17 protein-coding genes are annotated in these 19,651 nt (G+C 65.3%); 14 read left to right on the top strand and 3 right to left on the bottom strand.

Annotation, left to right across the window (positions count from 1 at the left end; genetic code table 11):
* Positions 1 to 2,109, top strand: a 2,109-nt coding sequence (locus WYM_RS21960; RefSeq protein ID WP_019181010.1) for an ATP-binding protein, incomplete at its 5' end; no start/stop codon positions are given.
* Positions 2,110 to 2,257: 148 nt separating this feature from the next.
* On the opposite strand, the gene WYM_RS11605 is transcribed toward WYM_RS21960, so the two are convergent.
* The 3 genes from WYM_RS11605 to WYM_RS20055 all read right to left on the bottom strand — a co-directional run bounded on the left by WYM_RS11605 (position 2,258) and on the right by WYM_RS20055 (position 4,791).
* Positions 2,258 to 2,956, bottom strand: coding sequence for a type II CAAX prenyl endopeptidase Rce1 family protein (locus WYM_RS11605; RefSeq protein ID WP_019181009.1), 699 nt, complete (start codon positions 2,954 to 2,956; stop codon positions 2,258 to 2,260).
* Positions 2,957 to 2,976: 20 nt separating this feature from the next.
* Positions 2,977 to 3,522: a hypothetical protein gene (locus tag WYM_RS11600; protein WP_019181008.1), complete on the bottom strand. Its 546-nt coding sequence runs from the start codon at positions 3,520 to 3,522 to the stop codon at positions 2,977 to 2,979.
* Between the two features lie 288 nt (positions 3,523 to 3,810).
* A complete protein-coding gene (locus WYM_RS20055; protein WP_019181007.1) occupies positions 3,811 to 4,791 on the bottom strand; it encodes a CPBP family intramembrane glutamic endopeptidase in 981 nt (326 codons plus the stop codon).
* A 59-nt stretch (positions 4,792 to 4,850) separates the two neighbouring features.
* Between WYM_RS20055 and WYM_RS11590 the strand changes: the two genes are divergently transcribed.
* The 13 genes from WYM_RS11590 (at position 4,851) to WYM_RS21515 (ending at position 19,598) form a co-directional block, all read left to right on the top strand.
* Entirely contained in the window at positions 4,851 to 5,477 is a 627-nt protein-coding gene (locus WYM_RS11590) for a low molecular weight phosphatase family protein (protein WP_019181006.1), read from the top strand.
* A 51-nt stretch (positions 5,478 to 5,528) separates the two neighbouring features.
* Entirely contained in the window at positions 5,529 to 7,271 is a 1,743-nt protein-coding gene (locus WYM_RS20050; protein ID WP_019181005.1) for a polysaccharide biosynthesis tyrosine autokinase, read from the top strand.
* A gap of 13 nt (positions 7,272 to 7,284) precedes the next feature.
* A complete protein-coding gene (locus tag WYM_RS11580; protein WP_019181004.1) occupies positions 7,285 to 8,172 on the top strand; it encodes a hypothetical protein in 888 nt (295 codons plus the stop codon).
* 454 nt (positions 8,173 to 8,626) lie between these two features.
* Positions 8,627 to 9,379 (top strand): hypothetical protein, encoded by a 753-nt coding sequence (locus WYM_RS11570; RefSeq protein WP_157525130.1) that lies wholly within the window; start codon positions 8,627 to 8,629, stop codon positions 9,377 to 9,379.
* Between the two features lie 101 nt (positions 9,380 to 9,480).
* Positions 9,481 to 11,046 (top strand): sugar transferase, encoded by a 1,566-nt coding sequence (locus WYM_RS11565; protein ID WP_019181001.1) that lies wholly within the window; start codon positions 9,481 to 9,483, stop codon positions 11,044 to 11,046.
* A 242-nt stretch (positions 11,047 to 11,288) separates the two neighbouring features.
* A complete protein-coding gene (locus WYM_RS11560) occupies positions 11,289 to 12,884 on the top strand; it encodes a sugar transferase (RefSeq protein WP_019181000.1) in 1,596 nt (531 codons plus the stop codon).
* Between the two features lie 12 nt (positions 12,885 to 12,896).
* Entirely contained in the window at positions 12,897 to 13,751 is an 855-nt protein-coding gene (locus WYM_RS21530; protein ID WP_237739403.1) for a glycosyltransferase, read from the top strand.
* Positions 13,661 to 14,062 (top strand): glycosyltransferase, encoded by a 402-nt coding sequence (locus WYM_RS22220; RefSeq protein ID WP_237739405.1) that lies wholly within the window; start codon positions 13,661 to 13,663, stop codon positions 14,060 to 14,062. Before WYM_RS21530 ends, WYM_RS22220 begins: the two co-directional genes overlap by 91 nt.
* 2 nt (positions 14,063 to 14,064) lie before the next feature.
* Complete coding sequence (locus WYM_RS21525) at positions 14,065 to 15,012, top strand: glycosyltransferase family 2 protein (protein ID WP_083866211.1); 948 nt, start codon at positions 14,065 to 14,067, stop codon at positions 15,010 to 15,012.
* Between the two features lie 8 nt (positions 15,013 to 15,020).
* Complete coding sequence (locus tag WYM_RS21770; protein ID WP_157525128.1) at positions 15,021 to 15,956, top strand: hypothetical protein; 936 nt, start codon at positions 15,021 to 15,023, stop codon at positions 15,954 to 15,956.
* 269 nt (positions 15,957 to 16,225) lie between these two features.
* The gene (locus WYM_RS21520) at positions 16,226 to 17,038 is read left to right on the top strand and encodes a glycosyltransferase family 4 protein (RefSeq protein WP_040569281.1); all 813 of its coding nucleotides are present in this window, start codon (positions 16,226 to 16,228) and stop codon (positions 17,036 to 17,038) included.
* Positions 17,039 to 17,394: 356 nt separating this feature from the next.
* Positions 17,395 to 18,405: an O-antigen ligase family protein gene (locus WYM_RS11535; RefSeq protein ID WP_192813744.1), complete on the top strand. Its 1,011-nt coding sequence runs from the start codon at positions 17,395 to 17,397 to the stop codon at positions 18,403 to 18,405.
* On the top strand, positions 18,402 to 19,598 hold the full coding sequence (locus tag WYM_RS21515) for a lipopolysaccharide biosynthesis protein (RefSeq protein ID WP_083866209.1): 1,197 nt from the start codon (positions 18,402 to 18,404) through the stop codon (positions 19,596 to 19,598). Before WYM_RS11535 ends, WYM_RS21515 begins: the two co-directional genes overlap by 4 nt.
* The last annotated feature ends 53 nt before the right edge of the window (positions 19,599 to 19,651 follow it).

The raw sequence follows: 19,651 nt of genomic DNA, 5'->3' as shown, positions 1-19,651 counted from the left end.
CGAGCCGTCGTGCGCGCGGTGGATGCGCATCCGGATCACCCGCTCGCGCCGATGGTCGTGCGACGTGTGCTGGCGCTCGATCCCGACGACCTCGAGCTGCGCGCCCTGCAGGTCACGGCTACAACGCGCGCCGGTCGAGTCGTCGCTGCGCCGTCGCCCGCGGCTGCTCCCGCCACGACCACCCGGAGGATCGGACTGCCGGCACCGATCGCCGCGTATCAGCCTCGGCCCGAAGACGCGGGGCAACTGGCGGCGGCCATGCGGCTTTCTCGGCTCGTCACGCTGGCGGGGCCGGCCGGTGTCGGCAAGTCGCGGCTCGCGATCGAGTGGGCGCGCAGCTCCGCCGCCGACGAGCGCGAGCACATCTGGTTCTGCCGTGGCGGCGCGGGCGGCTGGCTGCGCGAGCTGTCGCTCATGACCGGTGCAGACGACACCACCCTCGACAGTGTCATCGCGCGCGTGAGGCCCCTTCGCGGAACCCTTGTCCTGGATGGCGTGGACGCCGAGACGGATGCCGCGGCCGCCGACGTCGCAACCCTCCTGGAGCAGTCGCCGGGCGTCGCCGCTCTGGTCACGGCACGACGCGCGTTGGGGGTGCCGGGCGAGAGCGTCCACCACGTCGGCGTGCTGAGCGTCGCGGACGCGCGGGCGCTATTCCTGCTGCGGTCGGGCGCGCCGGCGTCGACAGCCGCGGTCGACCAGCTCACCGCCGCTCTCGGGCGACTGCCGCTCGCGATCGAGCTCGCCGCCGCCCATGCGGCGCAGGCACCGCTCACCGCGGTGATCGACGAGCTGACGGTCAGACCCGCGAACGGATCCGGGCGCAGTCCGCTCGAGACGGCACTCGACGCCACGCTCGCCCTCCTCACGTCGCAGCAGCGGGAGACTCTGGCACGCCTCTGCATCTTCGAGGGACCGTTCACCCGCGAGAGCGCGATCGCGCTCAACCGAGCGGCGTCCACACAAGATCTCGACAGGCTGATCGGCTGGTCGCTGGTGGCCGCGGAGTCCCGCGACGACCTCGCGCTCTACCGGGTTCCCGAGATCGTGCGCCGCCATCTCGCCTCCGTGGGCGAGACCAGCTCCGAGGCGCGCGCGCATCACTCGACGTGGTTCGCCGAGCGCACCCTCGCCGCGTTCCGCCAGCTGACGACGGGCGAAGCCGCTGCGGTCGGCCGGCGCATCGACGCCGAGCGCGCCGACATCGACGCGGCGTTCGAGCATGCGATCCAGCACGGCGAACGGACGAATGCATTGAGCATTGCCGCGGGGATGGCGTGGGCGGGGCTCACCTCCGGCACCCAGGCTTCGGCCCTCGCCCGTGCGCGACGGGCGGCCGAGCTCTCAGGCCTGGCTCCGGTCGCGGTGGAGGCGCAGGCCCGTCTGGGCCACGGCATCCTCGCGTATCAATTGGGGTTCATGGAGGAGGCGGCCGCGTTGCTCGACGAAGCACTGACCTTTTCGCAGCGGTCACAGGACCCAGGCCTCATCGCGCTCTCGCACGCGTTCCTCGCCTACCTCGCCACGCTCCGTCCCGATGGCGCTCGCACGGCGGTCGACCGCATCCGCAGCGCACAGGATCACCTCGACGAGGCGTCGGCGAGCGCCCAGGCGATGGTCACGCTGATCGCTGCGCAGGTGGAGCGCTCGCGCGGCGACCACGAACAGGCCCTGCGGTTCACGGCGTCGGCACGGACGCTCGCCGAGCGCTCGGGGCACGGCTGGGTGCTGCTGATGTCGGGCGTGGTCGCCGCGAAGGTGCTGCTCGACGCCCGCTCCCCGCGCGAGGCGCTAGCGACGTTGCAGGCGGTTCTCGCCTCTCCGCTTGTGTCGGCCGACCCGATCGGCGTGCTGATCACGTCGTCGGTCGCGGCGGGCGCTGCCGCTGATGTCGACGCGGATGCCGCGGGCGCACGCATCATCGGAGCCGTCGACGCCATCGGCCCTCGGTACGGATTCGATCCGCGGGCGAACGAGCCAGCCGACTTCGGCCGCTATCGCCATCGCGTGCAGCAGGGCCTCACGCCCGAGCAATGGCGCGACGCCTACACCCACGGCACCGAGCTGACCCTCGCCGAGCTCATCGACGTGACGATGAATCTTCGCTGACCTCACGCCCGGTCCCCCGAGCCCATCCCCGGTCCCTCAGCCTGTCGCCGGTCCCTGAGCTTGTCGAAGGGCCGCCCCGCGCAGGTCCCTGAGCTTGTCGAAGGTCCCTGAGCCTGTCGAAGGTCCCTGAGCCTGTCGAAGGGCCGTCTCACACCAGCAGCAGCGCCACGCCGATCGCGTTGCTCACCACGTGCGCAACCACTCCCGCAGCGATCCGTCGAGTGACGGCGAACAGGATGCCGCAGCTCACACCGATCGCGAGCGGCCCGAGCAGCGCGCCCCACGTCACCACTCCCCCGGCGGCCACCACATGTACAGCGACGAAAGCCGCCGTCGACACGACCACCGCGGCGGCGCCCGCGACCACGCGACCGAGTGTGCCGAACACGTCGAGCAGCACCGCGACCACGACTCCGCGGAAGAACAGCTCCTCGACGATCGGCGTGACGAGCGCCACACCGAGCACGAGCACCACGATGCCCGCGACCGACGCCGCGTCGAACCCGCCCAGCACCGCGCCCGCCGTCGGCGCGATCAGCTCGAGCACCGCCCGCACCAGAAGCCCAGTCCCGAGTCCGAGCACCACGTCGGTCCATGGCCAGCGCAACAGTACGCGTCGCGAGAAGTCCGACGAGGCGGCTATCCACACGGCCACCAACGTCGCCAATACCAGCGGCGCCGAGACGACGACAAGGTCGATGAGGTTCGCGATCCACGCGGACGCGATCACACCTCTATATAGAGAGGCGACGACGGCCGTGAGGACCAGACCCGCCAGGGCCACCAGCAGCGCCACCGACGGGCGCCGATAGAACGACGATGACCCCGGGCTCGCACCCGGGGTCATCGTGGATTCTTCGATCAGTGTCAGCTCTGCGAGGCAGCGCGGCGGCGAGCCGCGACGGCTGCGACGGCGATGCCACCGAGGCCGACCGCTCCGACACCGGCCCAGATGACCGCACCGGGGACGTTGCCACCGGTCGCGGGCAGGGTGCCCGAGCCACCGGTGCCACCGGTGCCCGTGCCGGTACCGGCGTTGGCTGCATCCACGACGAGCGTGGTGGAGCCGAGAACCTCGCCGTCAGCGCTCACGGTGACGACGAAGGTGCCTTCCTGGCTGGCGGTGAAGACGGCGGAAGCCGAACCGTTGACGACCTCCTTGTCAACGGCGACGCCGCTGCCCGAGGCGAGAACGATGGAGGCGAGCGACGCGCCGGCACCGCTGGTGCTGAACGTCACGACGTCAAGGCCCTCGAGGTTCGAGGCCGTGATGGTGATCGGCTGGCCCGGAGCGGGCGTGGTGTCCGAAATGGCGACAGGGGCGTCGACCGTGTAGTCGGCGACGGCGGCGGCCGAGCCGCCGAGGATGAGTGCCGCGGCGATGCCGACGACAGACAGCGTCTTCTTGATCATGTGATGACTCCCGACAGTCATTGATTCTGGTCGCGTGACGTGCAAGCAGTTGCGCGATAACTCGGCAAAGGCTTGCCGACCTGAGCCAGACTAGCGGGTTCTTTCAGCCGATTTCCAGTCGGCGAGGTTACCGGCACGTAACACCTTGTGACGTTTCGTCCCCCTTATGGGGGACACGCCCCGCAGAAAGGCGGTCAGATGGCCATTTCGGGTGCACTTTGCCCGACGCATACATCGATGTACTCAAGAGCGCTCAGCCAAACTCGACCGAACTCGTTACAAACGAAGTCAGCCGAGAGCCGATCCGACCGCCGCGAGAGCGACGAAAGTCAGGTTGAAGCCGAGGTGCACGAGCACCGCTCCCCAGATGCGTCCCGTCAACACGACGAGGCTCGCACACACCAGCCCCAGCAGGGTGAGCGACACAGCCGCATCGACCGACAGCGACATCGTCATGGCGTGGACCGCGACGAACAGCGCGGTGCTCGCGAGCACCGCGACGACGTGACCGAACGGCCGCCGCAGCACCGTGTAGACCGAGATCAGCACCACCGCGCGGAAGAAGAACTCCTCCAGCACGGGCGCGATCGTCACGGCCGGCAGGGCCTCGGCGAGCCACCACCCGCCCGGCAGGTCGACGGCGGGCGCACTGGGCAGAGCACCGGTGCCCCCCAGCGCGACTTCGATCCACCCCTGTGTCAGCCGCAGCAGCAGTGCGAGTGCGATGCCGTACAGCAGGTCGACGCCGCGGAAACGCAGCAGCCCGACCGGCCGCGAGCGGATGAACGCCCACACCACGGCCACCAGCATCCCGGCAGCGACGAGGACGGTGGCGGATGCCGCGGCCAGCGGCGCATCCGACACCAGGTCGATCAGCGTCCCGGCGAGCAGTCCGGCGCCGAGCGACAGCAGTGCGATGGCGAGCAGGCTCTCGCGCCACTTGCGAACCGAACGCCCGCCGAGACGCCAGTCGTCGCGCCGTTTGCGCTCCGTCGTGTCCGCGGCGGCGGCCTGCTCGACCGCACCCTCCTCGATCGACGACAGATCGAGCGACGGAGCCGAACCGACGCCACCCCCAGCCGCCCCGCCGCGCTCCACCCCGGCATCCACCCGACGAACATCCGGCGTCGTCGGGGCAGGGGCGACCAACTCCGTCATCTGGTCGCTGAACCGCGCCCGGAACTCGGCGCGGGTGGCGGCCCGGGTGCGAGCCTCGGACTCCTGGCCCGGTCCGTCGGCGGTTGCGGCGTCGGTAGGCTGATCAGGCACGCGCCCACGTTACCCGGCCGCGCTTTCCTGCCCCGTTCCCCCACCGCGGAGGCCCCAGGGTGTTCGAGATTCTCACGGTGTGCACCGGCAACATCTGCCGGTCCCCGCTCGCCGCCGGGCTTCTGCACGCCCGCCTGGGCGAGTTCGATCCCGTGGTCGGCAGCGCCGGCACCCGGGGACTCGCGTCTGCCGAGATGACTCCCGAGGCCGTGAAGATCGCGCTGGCACTCGGCGTGCTGCCCGATGTCGCGGCATCCCATCGCTCGCGATTTCTCATCGAAGCGCACCTCGACTCCCCCGACCTCATCCTCGCGATGACGCGCGAGCATCGGCGTGCGGTGGCCGAGCTCGCGCCCACACGGCTGCGCTCGACGTTCACGATCCGCGAGTTCGCGCGCCTAAGCGCCGCGATCTCGGACGACGACCTGCGCCGCGCTGCCGACGAGGCGGGAACGGATGCCGCGGCCCGCGTCCGCGCGGTGGGTGCGCTGGTCGCGTCGTACCGCGGCCTCGTCGAACCACCCGCCGACCTCGATGACGACGACGTCATCGACCCGTACGGGCGGTCGTGGCAGACGTACCTGCGGTCGGCATCGCAGCTGGTGCCGGCCGTCACCACGGTCACAGAGGTCATCTCGATCGCCCTCGACGGGCACGCGCCGCAACCCACAGCACGCGCTGGGTGAATAAGCCTGTGAAACAATGACCCGGATCGCACACCTGCACCGAAAGGCGACATGGAGCTCACCGATTACATCCGGATCCTGCGCAAGAACTGGGTGATCATCGTCGTCGCCACCCTCGTCGGGATCGGGGTGGCGGCCGCGTGGTCGCTCACCAGGACGCCCCAGTACGAGGCGTCGAGCACGGTGTTCGTATCGACCCAGAGCGGGTCGACGATCCAGGAACTGCAGCAGGGTTCTACGTTCACGCAGTCTCGCGTGCAGACTTACTCGCAGCTCGTGAAGACCCCCATCGTCATGGGCCCGGTGATCGCGGAGCTCGAGCTCGGCACTACCGCCGAGGCGCTGGGAGCGCAGGTGTCGGCATCCGCTGCCCTCAACACCACGCTCATCACGATCACCGTGACCAATTCCGACCCGGTGAAGTCGGCCGAGATCGCGAACGCTCTTGCGGCCTCGCTGACGTCCGCGGTCGACCAGATCGAGTCCGTGACGAATGCCGACGGCAGTACGAGCAGCCCCGTGCGCCTGTCGCGCGTGAAGGACGCCATCCCGCCTCTCGAGGCATCGAGCCCCAACGTCCCGCTCAACCTGGCCCTCGGCGCCCTCGTCGGACTCGCGCTCGGCATCGGGGTTGCCGTGCTGCGCGCCGTGCTCGACACGCGCATTCGCACGCCGCGCGATGTCGAGGCATTGACCGAGCGCCCGATGATCGGCGCGATCGCGTTCGACCCCAAGGCCAAGGAGCGGCCTCTCATCGTTCACGCCGATCCGCTCAGCCCGCGCGCCGAGTCATTCCGCGCCATGCGCACGAACCTGCAGTTCCTCGATGTGGGCGAGCGCTCGTCGTTCGTCATCACCTCGAGCCTGCCCACCGAGGGCAAGTCCACCACCACGATCAACCTCGCGATCGCCCTCGCTGACGCCGGCAAGCGCGTCGCCCTGCTCGACACCGACCTGCGCAAGCCGAAGGTGGCCGAGTATCTCGGCATCGAGGGCGGCGTCGGCCTGACCGACGTGCTCATCGGCCGCACCCGCATCGGCGACGTCATGCTGCCGTGGGGTGGCCGCCAGTTGTACGTGCTGCCCGCCGGCAAGATTCCGCCGAACCCCAGCGAGCTGCTCGGCTCGGAGCGCATGCGTGCCCTGCTCGAGGTGCTCGAGCGCGACTTCGACGTGGTGCTGTGCGACGCGCCGCCGCTCCTGCCGGTCACGGATGGCGCGATCCTGGCGAAGGCGACGGGCGGCGCCATCGTGATCGTGGCCGCCGGCAAGACCAACCGTCAGCAACTCTCGGGCGCTCTCGACGCCCTCGACACGGTCGGCGCCCACGTCGCGGGCATCGCGATGACGATGGTGCCCACGCGCGGCCCCGACTCGTACGCCTACGGCTACGGGTACGGCGCCTACGGCTACGTCGACGACTCGAAGAACGTGAAGGACGGCAAGGCCGAAAAGCACAACAAGGCCGCCAAGCCCACGAAGCAGTCCAAGCCGCAAGAGCCGGGCGGCGCTGGTCCCGTTCGCTCGTCCACGCCCTCCCAGGCCCCGGTCGTTGAGCGCCCTTCGGCAAGCTCAGGGACCGCCCGTCGTGAAGAACCGCGTCCGGCGGTCGCCGAGCGCCCGTTGACGGGCTCAGAAACCGGTGGTCGAGACGACACGCAGTGGGCCCCACAGCCGGCGCAGCCCGCCGCAACGCAGGCAGCCTCGTCGGGCAACGACCCGCTGACGATCGACGACATCATCCGTCAGGCCGGAGGCCCCACGCGCACGGGTCGCTCCGAACCGCCGAGCTGAGCTGCGGCACCACATGAGGTCATGGGGGCCCTCGCGGTGGATCGCGACCGCGGCGATCGCGCTTCTCGCGATCGTCGTCGGCGTGCTCGCGTACGCCGCGTACCAGCGCGCCAACCCAGACATCGATCCCGATGCAGCGGTCCCTGCCCCGTCGTTCAGCCTCGGCGTGCAGACGCCCGCCGCGACTCCGACTCCCACCCCGGCCGCGCCTGGCGCCGTCGCGCTCGACGCCCAGCGCTTCCTGTCGATCGGTGGCATCCAGTGGTGGCGCGCGACCGCCGGCGCGTGCGACGGCGCCGCGCCGCTCATCGAGCGCTCCCCCGACCGCGGCGAGACGTGGTTCGACGTCACCCCGACTTACCGCGGCATTCTGCAGGTGCAGTCGCTCGACGCCTTCTCTGCCGAAGACGCCGAGATGGTCGCCGCGATGGCCGGCTGCGAGACGCAGGCGCTGCGCACGTACACGTACGGCGAGTTCTGGGAGCCGTACCCCGAGGTGCTCGCCGCTTCGCGCTTCGTTGTCGCATCGGATGCCGCCACCGTCGTCTTGCCGTCCGGCCCGGTACCCGCGCCTTGCGCCCAGGCCTGGGGCTTCCGCGCGTCGGGCGACACGGCCGCGCTGCTCTGCGAGGGCAGCGCCTGGCGCTTGTCGGCCGAGGAGTGGGAGCAGCTCCCCGTCGAGCGCGCCGTGGCGCTGACGATCGACGGCACGGACGTGCTCGTCGCTCACGGATCGTCCGATTGCGCCGGCATCGCTCTGGCCCGCGCGACCCCGGAGTCGTTGTCCCCGGTCGGCTGCGCCGAGGGCCTGGATCCTTCGGCGCCGACGGCGATCGACCTCTCGGGCAGCGACCTCCACCTCTGGTCGGCCGACTCCCTGTCTGTCGTCGCGATCCCCTGACTCTCGGTCGAATAAGCGAGCGAGGAACGGGCGAGACGAAACGCCCTTCCCACGAGACCCCTATTGACACACCCCACCACCTGCGCGGAAGATTGCTCCCGGCCCGCCCATGCTTTGGGGAGCGGCGGGCACGGATTGTCCGGTTCCTTCCAAGGATTCCGGCCTGGGGAGTCGAGGTCGCTCATGTTCGGTTCGCGTCGTTGCGTGCCACTGACCTTCACCGTCGCCGCGGTCTCTTCGCGCGCGCGCCACTCTCTCTCGACGAGCTCGACCAGCTCGTTCCTCTCGGCGACGGCTCCGTAGCCGAGACCCTTCTCGTACCCACCGTGCTCCCGACAAGCACGGTGGGTACTACCCCTGCCCGGCCTGCTCGTGTTGCGCGTAGGTAAACAAAATCTGAACACCTGGCAAACGTCTCTAGACTTCCCCGCAACCGACGGATGGGGGATCCACGGTGGGGAAAGTCACAGGCGCGGTAAAGCGCGAGTGGTCATGGTTGTTCACGGGACAGCGGTCGGTGCTGCTGGTTGCCGCGATGGTCGTCGGCATCGACGCCATCCTGGGCCTCTTGCACATCGTGGCGATGGTCGGCTGGGATGCGCCGAACGTGCTGCGTGTCGATATGGACGGCAGCTATGCCGAGGCGTATCAGTACGTGAAGTACTTCTGGGTCGTCATCCTGCTGACGCTGTTCGCCGTTGCGCGCCGCAGCTGGTCGCTGGCCGCCTGGATCCCGCTGTTCGTCTACTTCCTCGCCGATGACGCGCTGCTCGTGCATGAGCTCGCCGGCTATGCGTTCTCGCTGCAGCCGTGGTCGTTCGGCGTGGGCCCGGTGAGCGCGCAGACGATCGGCGAACTCGGCGTCTCGGCGATCGCTCTCCTCGTGCTCGGGCTGCCTATCGTCCTCGCCTACGCCCGTGCCGACGCCAAGACCCGGATGATTCATCTGTCGCTGGTCGTCCTTGTGGTCGTGATGCTGGTGTTCGCCGTCGTCATCGACTTCGCGCACTCGTTCTTCATCGACATCAGGATTCTCGATCGCGCGATGGGCTTCGTCGAGGACTTCGGCGAGATGCTGGTGCTGTCGGCGATCGTCGTCTATCTCATGCGCGTCAACCTCGAAGCGACACGCCTCGCGTCGGCACGCACGGCGACTGTCGACGCCGTGATGCCCGGTCAGCTGAGAAGGCGAATCGCGCAGGTCTGAGCATCCATGGGTACTTGACACACATCCGCAACATGACGCGAGTACGGTACGTGCTGTCCGCCTGACACACCGGCACCACGAGGGCACCACAAAGGAACACTGTGACGTCGACATCCGAAATCGACGCGACACCGACGTCGCAGCGCACTCCCCCGGCAGGGCCGCTCGCCGGCAGCCCGGCCCGACCCGCGCCCCCTCACGCTGCGCAGAGCGCGCGAGAGAAACCGCTCCCCGACTGGCGCCGCGCCTACGCGACGCGGCTCTGGCTCAGCGATCTGTTCGTCCTCGTTTGGGTGGTGTACGGCACCCAGCTGCTGTGGTTCGGATGGGGCAATGTTGCAGTCGCGATGAGCCACGACAGTCGCATCACCGAGTTCTCGTACTGGGTCTTCTCCGGGCTGCTCGTCATCGCGTGGATGTGGGCCTTGAGTTTCGTCGACTCCCGCGACCATCGCGTGATCGGCACCGGCAACGGCGAGTACGTCCGTGTCGCGTCGGCGAGCTTCCGCCTCTTCGGCGTCATCGCGATCGTCGCCTTCCTCACCCAGATCGATGTCGCCCGCGGATACCTGCTCATCGCGTTGCCGCTCGGGATCCTGATGCTCGTGCTCGAGCGCTGGCTCTGGCGCCAATGGCTAATCGCGAAGCGGATGTCGGGCGCCTACTCCGCCCGCGTGCTGCTCGTCGGTTCGCACGAGTCGGTCGCTCAGCTCGCCCGAGAGCTCGCCCGTGCCAAGCATTCCGGGTACGAAGTCGTCGGCGCGTGCGTGCCCACCGGCCGAGTCGCCGACATCCTGCCCGGCACGACCATCCCGATCATGGGCAACGTGAACGCCGTCGACCGAGCGATTGCTGCGACGGATGCCGACACCGTCGCTGTCACGAGTACCGACGAGCTCCCGCCCGACAAGGTGAAGCAGATCTCGTGGGGACTCGAAGCCGGCCGTCAGCATCTCGTGCTCGCGCCCAGCATCATCGACATCGCCGGCCCCCGTATCCACACGCGCCCTGTCGCCGGCCTCCCCCTCATCCATGTCGAGACGCCGAAGTTCAGCCGCGGACAGCGCTTCGTCAAGCGGGCTGTGGATGTCGTCGCCAGCATTCTGGGTGTCGTGCTGTTGAGCCCGCTGCTCGCGTTCCTGGCCATTGCGGTGCGACTCACAAGTGACGGGCCAGTGCTCTTTCGGCAGACCCGCATCGGCCTGCGAGGCAAAGAGTTCACCATGCTCAAGTTCCGCTCGATGGTCGTGAACGCCGAAGACCTGCTCGAGCAGCTCGCCCGGCAGGAGCGCGACTCCGGCAACGAGGTCATGTTCAAGATGAAGAACGACCCTCGGGTCACGCCCGTCGGTCGGTTCATGCGCAAGTACAGCCTCGACGAGCTACCTCAGCTATTCAACGTGATCGGCGGTTCGATGTCGCTCGTCGGCCCACGACCGCCTCTTCCCAAGGAAGTCGAGCAGTACGCCGACCATGTGCATCGCCGCTTCCTGGCAAAGCCGGGCGTCACCGGCCTCTGGCAGGTGAGCGGCCGCTCGTCGCTCTCCTGGGAGGACACCGTTCGGCTCGATCTGTCGTACGTCGAGAACTGGTCGCTCCTGAGCGATATCGCGATCATCATGAAGACCGGCAAGGCCGCGTTGGCCCCGGGCGAGACAGCGCACTGAGGTGCCGTCCGCGACCATTGCTAGCTGAGCCCCATTTCGGTCACGTGAACCGATCCGCATGAAGCGTGTCTCATAATGGACGCGGAGTACTCGTTCGTGGCCCTGGGGAGCGCACACGGCAGACACCGCACCTGCTAATCTCCCCGAGGGACCGTTTCATGACGACACCGGACTCACCTTTGCGTGATCCTGCCGACGTTTCGGTAGGTGAGGAGAGCCCCACCCCGACGAGGAACGCCACTGTGACGTCGAATCAGATCGACGCGACACCGACGTCGCCCTCCGCCGCCGAGACTGGCAGCCCGGTCCCCGGCGTGTCCGCCGCAAAGACCCCGATCTCTCAACTTTTCGAAGGGCCCAGTTCCCGCGAACAGCCGAAGCCGGGCGATGCGCACAAGCCCCGCACACCTTGGCGTCGCGCCTACGCAATCCGCCTCTGGTTCAGCGACCTTTTCGTCCTTACGTGGGCGGTATACGGCACACAACTCATCTGGTTCGGCTGGGGCAACGCGCAGGTTGCAATTCGCGAAGACGCCCGACTGAGCGAGTTTTCCTACTGGCTGTTCTCCGCCGGACTTGTGCTCGCGTGGATGTGGGCTCTCGGCCTGATTGACTCACGCGACCACCGGGTGGTCGGCGAGGGGAACACCGAATACGTGCGAATCGTTCGCGCCAGCCTCGGCCTCTTCGGCTTGACCGCCATCGTGGCGTTCCTTGTCCGAGTCGATGTCGCCCGAGGATACTTGTTGATCGCCCTGCCGCTGGGTTTGACGATGCTGCTCTTGGAGCGATGGCTGTGGCGGCAGTGGCTGATCGCCCACCGCCAGCTTGGAGAGTATGTCGCGCGCGTGCTGCTCGTGGGTTCGCCCGATTCGGTGGCTCGGATCGCGCGCGAGCTTCAACGAATGCCGAGCGCAGGCTATTTTGTGATCGGCGCATGCACGCCGTCGGGAGAGGTCGCTGGCACAATCCCTGGCACGACCGTCCCAGTGATGGGCTCTGTCGACAGTATCGACAAGGCGATTGCGGCAACCTCAGCCGACACGGTCGCCGTTACGAGTACCGACGACCTCCCACCCGACAAGGTCAAGCAGATATCTTGGACGCTTGAGGCGGGTCGTCAGCACCTAGTTCTTGCACCCAGCATCACGGACATCGCAGGACCACGGATTCACACCCGGCCCGTAGCCGGACTCCCGCTCATTCACGTGGAGACCCCGAAGTTTAGCCGTGGCCAGCGCGTCGCGAAGCGCGCCATGGATCTGATCATCTCGACGGCCGGGGCGATATTAATTGGACCCCTTCTTCTCTTGCTTGCGCTCAGCGTCCGACTCACCTCGAACGGCCCAGCCCTATTCCGGCAGACGCGAGTTGGACTCGGCGGCCGCGAATTCGAGATGCTGAAATTCCGGTCGATGGTAGTCGACGCTGAGGCGATGCTGCCTTCCCTGCTTACACAACGAGACGCCGGTAACGAAGTGCTGTTCAAGATGACCGACGATCCACGGGTGACCAGAATCGGTAAGTTCATGCGCAAGTACAGCTTGGATGAGTTACCCCAGTTGTTCAACGTGATCGCTGGCGACATGTCACTAGTGGGGCCACGTCCTCCGCTCCTCAGCGAGGTTGAGAGGTACACCGCTCACGTTCATCGCCGCTTCCTGATGAAGCCAGGTATCACCGGCGCATGGCAGGTCGGTGGGCGATCAACGTTGTCGTGGGCGGACTCGGTTCGGCTCGACTTGGCCTACGTCGAGAACTGGTCGATCGTTGGCGATTTGGTGATCCTCGCCAAGACCGCAAGAGCCGCCATCAGTCCGGGCGACTCCGCCTACTAGAACCACAAGGAAGTGATCATTTTGCCAACAGTTGCAATCATCGGCACGAGAGGATATCCGAGCTATTACGGCGGATTCGAGACGGCGGTCCGGAAGTTGGCTCCGCACCTCGCCGATGCGGGGTGGGATGTCACTGTTTACAGCAGGCCCGGCGCGACCTATTCGGATGACCCCGATCGCGATCCGCGCGTTGAGGTTGTGGAAACGCGAGGGTGGGAAAAGAAGTCCCTGAGCACGCTCACATACGGCCTGACATCTGCGGTCCATGCATCTCGCCGAAAACCCGACGTAGCGCTAGTCATGAACGTGGCAAATGGCTACTGGCTCCCATTGCTTAGGCGGGCTGGCGTGCCAACCCTGGTGAACGTCGACGGGGTGGAATGGGACCGCGCCAAGTGGGGTGCTACGGCGAAGCGTGTATTCAGGACTGGCGCGCGATTGACGGCGCGCTACGCGACTCGTCTTGTTTTCGACTCCAAAGTGATCGAGCGACGGTGGGCGCGCGAGTTCGATCGTGACGGCATCTTCATCCCATATGGCGGCGACACACTGCCTGAGGTGTTGCCTATTGAGCCGGGCCTCCGGCACCGGGGCTATGCACTGTTGGTTGCACGGTTTGTGCCCGAGAATTCGGTTCCACAGTTTCTACGCGCCGCGCGCGAGATCGCCCAACACCACGACGTGGTGCTGGTCGGATCCTCGGGCTACGGGGGGAACTCGACGAGATGGCGGCACGCCTGTCACGCTCAAATCCGCGTGTTCACTGGCTCGGACATATCAGCGACGACCGTCGGCTATATAGCCTGTGGCAGCACGCTGGCGCTTACTTTCATGGGCATAGCGTTGGCGGCACAAATCCGACACTAGTGCAGGCCATGGCGACGCGAGCGCCAATTGTCGCCCGTGACACGCCATACAATCGTGAAGTGCTTGGCGAAGCGGGACTGTTCACGGCTCCCGATGAGGGTTCAATCGCGCGCGCGGTCAACGAGCTTCTGGGTAACCCTCGCGCACAAGAAGCGCTCACCGAGAGTTCTTATCGGCGATTTCGCGAGGCCTATACCTGGGCAGGCGTTCTCAGTGCTTATGAGTCTGCGCTGTCGAATCTGGCTGTACGCGGACGGCAGGGCGGCTCCCGGAGCGACCCGGCGTCCCAGGTCTCCGCCGCCGGAGCCTAGACGTGAGGTTCTCGCATGAAGATGAATTTCGAACCGACGCATCGATTGAGTCCTCGCGCGTCAACAGACCTCGCAGCGAGACCGGCTATTCCGCCGTTGTTCTCTATTACAAGCGCGGAACCGAAGTCACTCTAACCCTTGATGATCTCCAGCGGCAGAGGTTGGCGCCCACCGAGATCGTCGTCGTCGACAACGGATCCCGAGATGGAGTCATCGCGAGTATTGAACATTTGTATCCCGGAATCACGTTCGTGTCTTCCCGGAGCAACTTGGGCTATTCGGGCGGCATGCGACTTGGGATAGAAGCTCTGCATGCGCCCACCGAATGGGTCGCGCTGTTGACCCACGAAGTCCGATTCGCTCCGGATCTGGCGACCGAACTCCTCGCCTCAACTGATGAAGGGACCGCGGCCGTGGGGCCGCTGCTGAGCCTGCCCAGTGCACCTACCTCTATCTGGTCCGCTGGTGGCACCTTTACCAAGTGCGGCCAGGCAAGACACCACTCAACGGTGCTGTCCTCCAAACCGTACGTCGTAGAGTGGCTGGACGGGTGCGCGCTGTTCATTCGTCGTCAGTTCATCACTACGGGCCTCTTCGATGAGCGGTACTTCTTGTATTGGGACGACGTCGACATCTGCACGACTCTTAGTCGATCGGGCTCAGTCAAGCTCTGTCCTTCAGCCCTGGCAACCCAGGACACCGCCACTTCACCCGTCTATTACTCGGCGCGGAATCAGATCCTGTATTGGCGCAAATGGGGAGTAAAGACCGCCGTGGTTGCGGCGTTGGTGCGCGCGGCCGTGAAGATCCTGGTGAGGGATATGCCCGGGGGGCGGCGCGGGTGGGCCATCGGCCGTCAGAGAGGCCTAGGCGTCGTAGACGGGATGAAAGGCGCAATCCGATCGTTCGGCACTCTTGAGCGCGAAATCGGGAATGGGGTCGTGAATTGACCGTAGTTGTGATCAATCCGCTGCAACAAGCTCTCGCACACTACACCGATGCGTTGCGCCAACACTTGGCGTCCTCCGGCGCTGATGTCGTACTGCTTGAATTTCCAGAGCCTTCGGCGGTGGGTGGTGGACGGGCTTCTTGGATCCGCGCCTATCGCAACGCACTGAAGGAGGCACGGAGGATCAACGGACGCACCCTCGTGACGTGGCCGCCCCTTGGATTGTTGGACCTGCCGTGGCTCGGTAGGGGGTTCCGAGAGCCCGTCTCTATCGTCCTCCATGATCCGAAGCCGCTCGTGCGTAATGTCGGCCACGGGCGGTTCGCTCAGTCGATCGCGGCTCGCTCACGAAACGTGCGGCTACTCGTCCACAGTGCAGCGGCCGAGTCGGATGCGAGAGCCATGATGCCGTCCGTGTCGGTGGTGAGACTTCCCCACCCGATCCAGCACCGGTCACATACCGTCGCCGCCTCTGAGGATGTAGTTCGCGTCCTCGGTCAGTACAAACCGACACGAGCTGTGAAAGCGCTAGTTGATATCGCCGCAAGACTGCGCGGCCGGTTTCGCTTTGAGATCGTTGGAAGAGGTTGGCCAGACGTCGAGGGCTGGACTGTACGACAAGAGTTTGTTTCAGAAGACGAATTCGATCGGTTAATCTCTACGAGCGCCGCCGTAGTGATCCCGTACGAGCGCTTCTACCAAAGCGGAGTTGCTCTCCGCTGCCTCGAGCTGGGCGTACCGTTCGTCGGCCCGCAGGAGTCCAGCTTGTCGGAGTTGTCCGCTTCGCATAATCCGGGGCTTGCCTCAGATGACGGGGACTGGGTGCGCGCTGTCGTTGCCGCGACGGCTATGAAGCGGGACGACGTCATTTCCGCGCGTGACGAGTATGCGCGTCTCACCGATACTGCTTACCTGCGGTTCCTAGATGGGTTCGGCACTCGATGAGATCAGGGCAACGTGAGTCCGACCTCCTCTTTCCGAGAGCCAGATATGAGGGCGAAGTCGAAATATTCTTGCCAGGCGGACAAGAAGCTGTATCCCGCTGGTACCAGGCTTGGAAGCGAGGCGAAGTTCCGGATAAGACCCCCTATGGATTAGGTCAACTGGGCGACCACGGCTTCGAGCTTCGGTACGTCGCGTCTGAAGCCGCTGGGCGATTTCAAACTCTCATGGGTCTGGTTCGAGGGACCCGGAGGGGGCGATCCTCGGCGTCCATGGCCGTTGCATGGGACGAATTCACTGCCATGCGAATGGCCGCAGTCCGGCGAGACTCGCTGCTGGCGTGCGGGGTGATTTGGGCAACGGATCTACTTGAGCACGGTACGCGGTTGGATCGGCTGAAGCTCACAGTCATGCGTCGACTCCTTCGACGGTTTGCATTCGTCTGGTGCCTCAGTCCCGCACAGCTTGAGCCGCTACGGAGTTGGCTCGGCGGAACTGACGGTCCACGCATCGAGGTCCTGCCCTTCGGTATCGACACGCGATTCTTCGAGAGCACCCGAATCGAGCGTCGTGGCGTGCTCAGCGTCGGCAACGACGTAGACCGCGACTATACGACCCTGCTGAAGGCCTTTGAGCTTCTGGCCGACCGCAATCCGGGTCTTCCAATTTTCGTGCAGGGACGCGGGCTTAGCTCTGCGCCTCCCGGCGTCACCCTCCTTGAGCGGATGACCCACCGAGAACTTCGGCAACGTATCCGTGAAGTGAGCGTGCTGGCGGTCGCTACCCGGCATAACTTGCACGTATCAGGCATGACGGCTGTCCTGGAAGCGGGCTCCATGGGGCGATCCTCCGTTCTCACGGACACCCCTGGAGCCGACATGTACTTGATTGATGGTGCGAGCGGGTTCCTTGCGCCGGAGGGCGACGCCGCGGGGCTTGCCGATCAGATCCAGAAAGCGCTAGATCGAGCCGAGCAGCACGGCGACTTCGCCGCGTCACATATTCGGGATCATCACAGTAGCGCGCAAATGATCGGTCGATTGGCGACAATCATCGCTGACGTAGTCAAGGGGGCTCGTCCGTGACTCGATTGGCTCAAGACACGCGAAGGTCATCAGACGCGATACTGCTACGTCATTGTGGAACGCGGAGGGCGATCTAGTTGTTCGCGATCGTTTCGACTCTTCTCGCATCCCTTGTCGCTGGAATGCTAATTCCGGTCGCTTGGTTGCCAGCCATCTCCCTCCTCCTATTCGTCGCGCTTCCGAAATTTGCTCTTCCAGCAGCGTTACCTGTTTATCTGCATCCGGCCTTCTTGGCACTGGTGTTATGGCTCGTGCGTAGGGCACTGTTTCGCAGACAATCGGCGGCGGAATCCCAGCGACCGAGTAGAATGCTGCGCGCTTCCCGATGGCTCGCTGGCATCTTCGTATTGTGGTCCGTGTTTCTGCTGTTCATGGTGAGCGATCCGGTGCTCTTAAACCAGAGCGTGCAGTGGGTTATCGCTTGTGCGATCGGAATCGGCGCGCCACTCCTCGTACGGGACGTCGATCGGGAGGCCCGTACGCTTACGCGTTTCATACCACCGCTCGTCGTTGTGGCAAGTGCGTACACGCTTGTCGAGTTCGCGCTCACGAGCAACGTGATTTTCGACGCGATTTACGCTTCGAATGGCGTGCCGACCGTTCAACGGTGGTCGACCTATCGCGTGCATGGCTTCTTTGGACACCCGCTGTATGCCGGAACGTTCTTCTCCGCAGCGTTCGCTTACACGTTCGCCCGCTGGTTGGCCAAGGCCGGTTCGCTCACCGTTGCCGCCCTCGCCGGCGCGGCGGTCGTAGTGACGGTATCTCGCGGCGCACTGATCGCCGCCGGTGTCGGAGTCGCGGTGGCCCTCTTGCTCGCCACCCCGCTTCGGGAGGCCTCGCGCCTTCGGAAATTGACTTCGGTCGGCCTCATTGCCGTGGCAACCAGTGCGGTCGTATCCGTTGGGCTGCTGCAGGCACGAGTGGGCACTACCGAGGCAGCTACTTCCAATGATGCTCGCTTCTCGGTGATTGGCGTTGCCGTCGGGGCAGCAGATTCCACCGGATGGCTTGGCGGCGGTCCAGGGTTGGCGCGATATACCGCCGAACCATTCAATCCGGCGCGCCTCTTGATTGAAAGTTCACTGCTACAACTGCTGATAAGCGTGGGGATGGTGGGGCTTCTGACATATGTAGCACTGATGATTGTTCGCATGGTGGACGCAGCGCGAATGCGTAACGCGGCAGCCGCAGCAGCGATAGCAGCGCTGACTACATCGCTGATTGGCTACGACGGACTCGAGTCCCTTCCAACGTTACAGATCCTGGTCTGCACGCTGTTTCTCCTATCGCGCCAAAACCCGGCACCCTTAGCGCGCGCTCTCGAGGTAAGACACACGAGACCCAGGATCGACTTCGCCAGGTGAAACGCCAATTTGCTTCCTTGCTTGTCGCGCGAGTAACGGCCGCGGCGCTTCAAGCGGTCTCTGGCCTGCTGTTGGCGCGAGCTCTTGATCCGTCGTTGTACGGGATCGTCATGTCTGCAATGGGTGTCCTCTTCGTTTGGTACGTTTTTTGCGATCTCGGCGTGATGACTTTCGTCTCCAAGGCCCGCGCCTCCCACAACCAAGCAGATGTACACGGCGCGTTACGCTTAAACGCAGGCACGAGTGTTCTGGGAGGAGTCGTCGCGATACTTCTCTGCGCGACATTGCCGGCCAGCACGTCACCAGAGTTAGCGATCGGGCTGGGCATCTTGGCTCTCGCCCTCGCTCTTGAGAAGAACACCGACACCGCGCTGTGTTTACCTATTGCGGACGGAAATCGGTCAACTCCAGCTATCTCGCTAACCGGTCGACGAATCGTATCGACGATTGTATTTGTCGGACTGCTGTTCTTGTATCTCGATCCAATTCTGGCCTACTCGTTGGGTTACCTCGCCGGGGCCTTTGCGGCGCAGGTCCACGTGCGGCAGTATCTTCGTCGCTCTCGGGTGGAAGGTGTCGGTGCAACGCCTGCTCGGACTATCGCTCGCCGGGCGACCCCTTTCCTTATAACAAACGTCTCCGTGCAATCTCGTTCGTTTGACACGGCGATCGTCGGCATCCTTGCCTCGCCCGCCGCGTCCGGTCTGTACGCGGCTGCCTCGAAGATTACCGCGCCGTTCATGCTCGTTCCGAGCACGTTGACGTCGTTGGTCCTGCCGCATGCGGTACGCGCGGGAGTCGAGCGCGCATGGGCCATTAGCCTAAAGTTGACGGCGGGAGCTGCCGTTCTCGGTGTCGCCCTCATCCCCGTTTCGATGTTGGCCGAACCGATAATTGTGTTCTTGCTCGGGGCTGACTACGCTGCCGCTTCTAGCATCATGCGTTGGCTACTCTTTGGCCTACCCTTCGTTGCCTTGTCGTCGCCACTGAGCGCGGTGCTGCAAGCGCTGCACGCCGAGCGCTTTGTCGCCAAGAACTCGGTCGCTTTCGCACTCGTGTCGCTTGGGCTCGTGGCCATCGGCGCGCTGATTGCTGGCGGCACCGGCGCTGCGATAGCCACTTCAGTGACATTCATCGCCAAGTGCACCTCACTCTTGATCGCGATTTACATACTTGTTAGGAGATCCAAGTGAGCGCGACTTCCTCGATTCTTTATGAGCACGTGCTCTTCGCCTCACATGGTGAA

It is taken from the genome of Microbacterium yannicii PS01, from assembly GCF_000304335.1.
GTDB lineage: Bacteria > Actinomycetota > Actinomycetes > Actinomycetales > Microbacteriaceae > Microbacterium > Microbacterium yannicii_A.
Note: the sequence above shows the minus strand (reverse complement) of the source record. Positions and strands in the feature narration are given on the sequence as shown.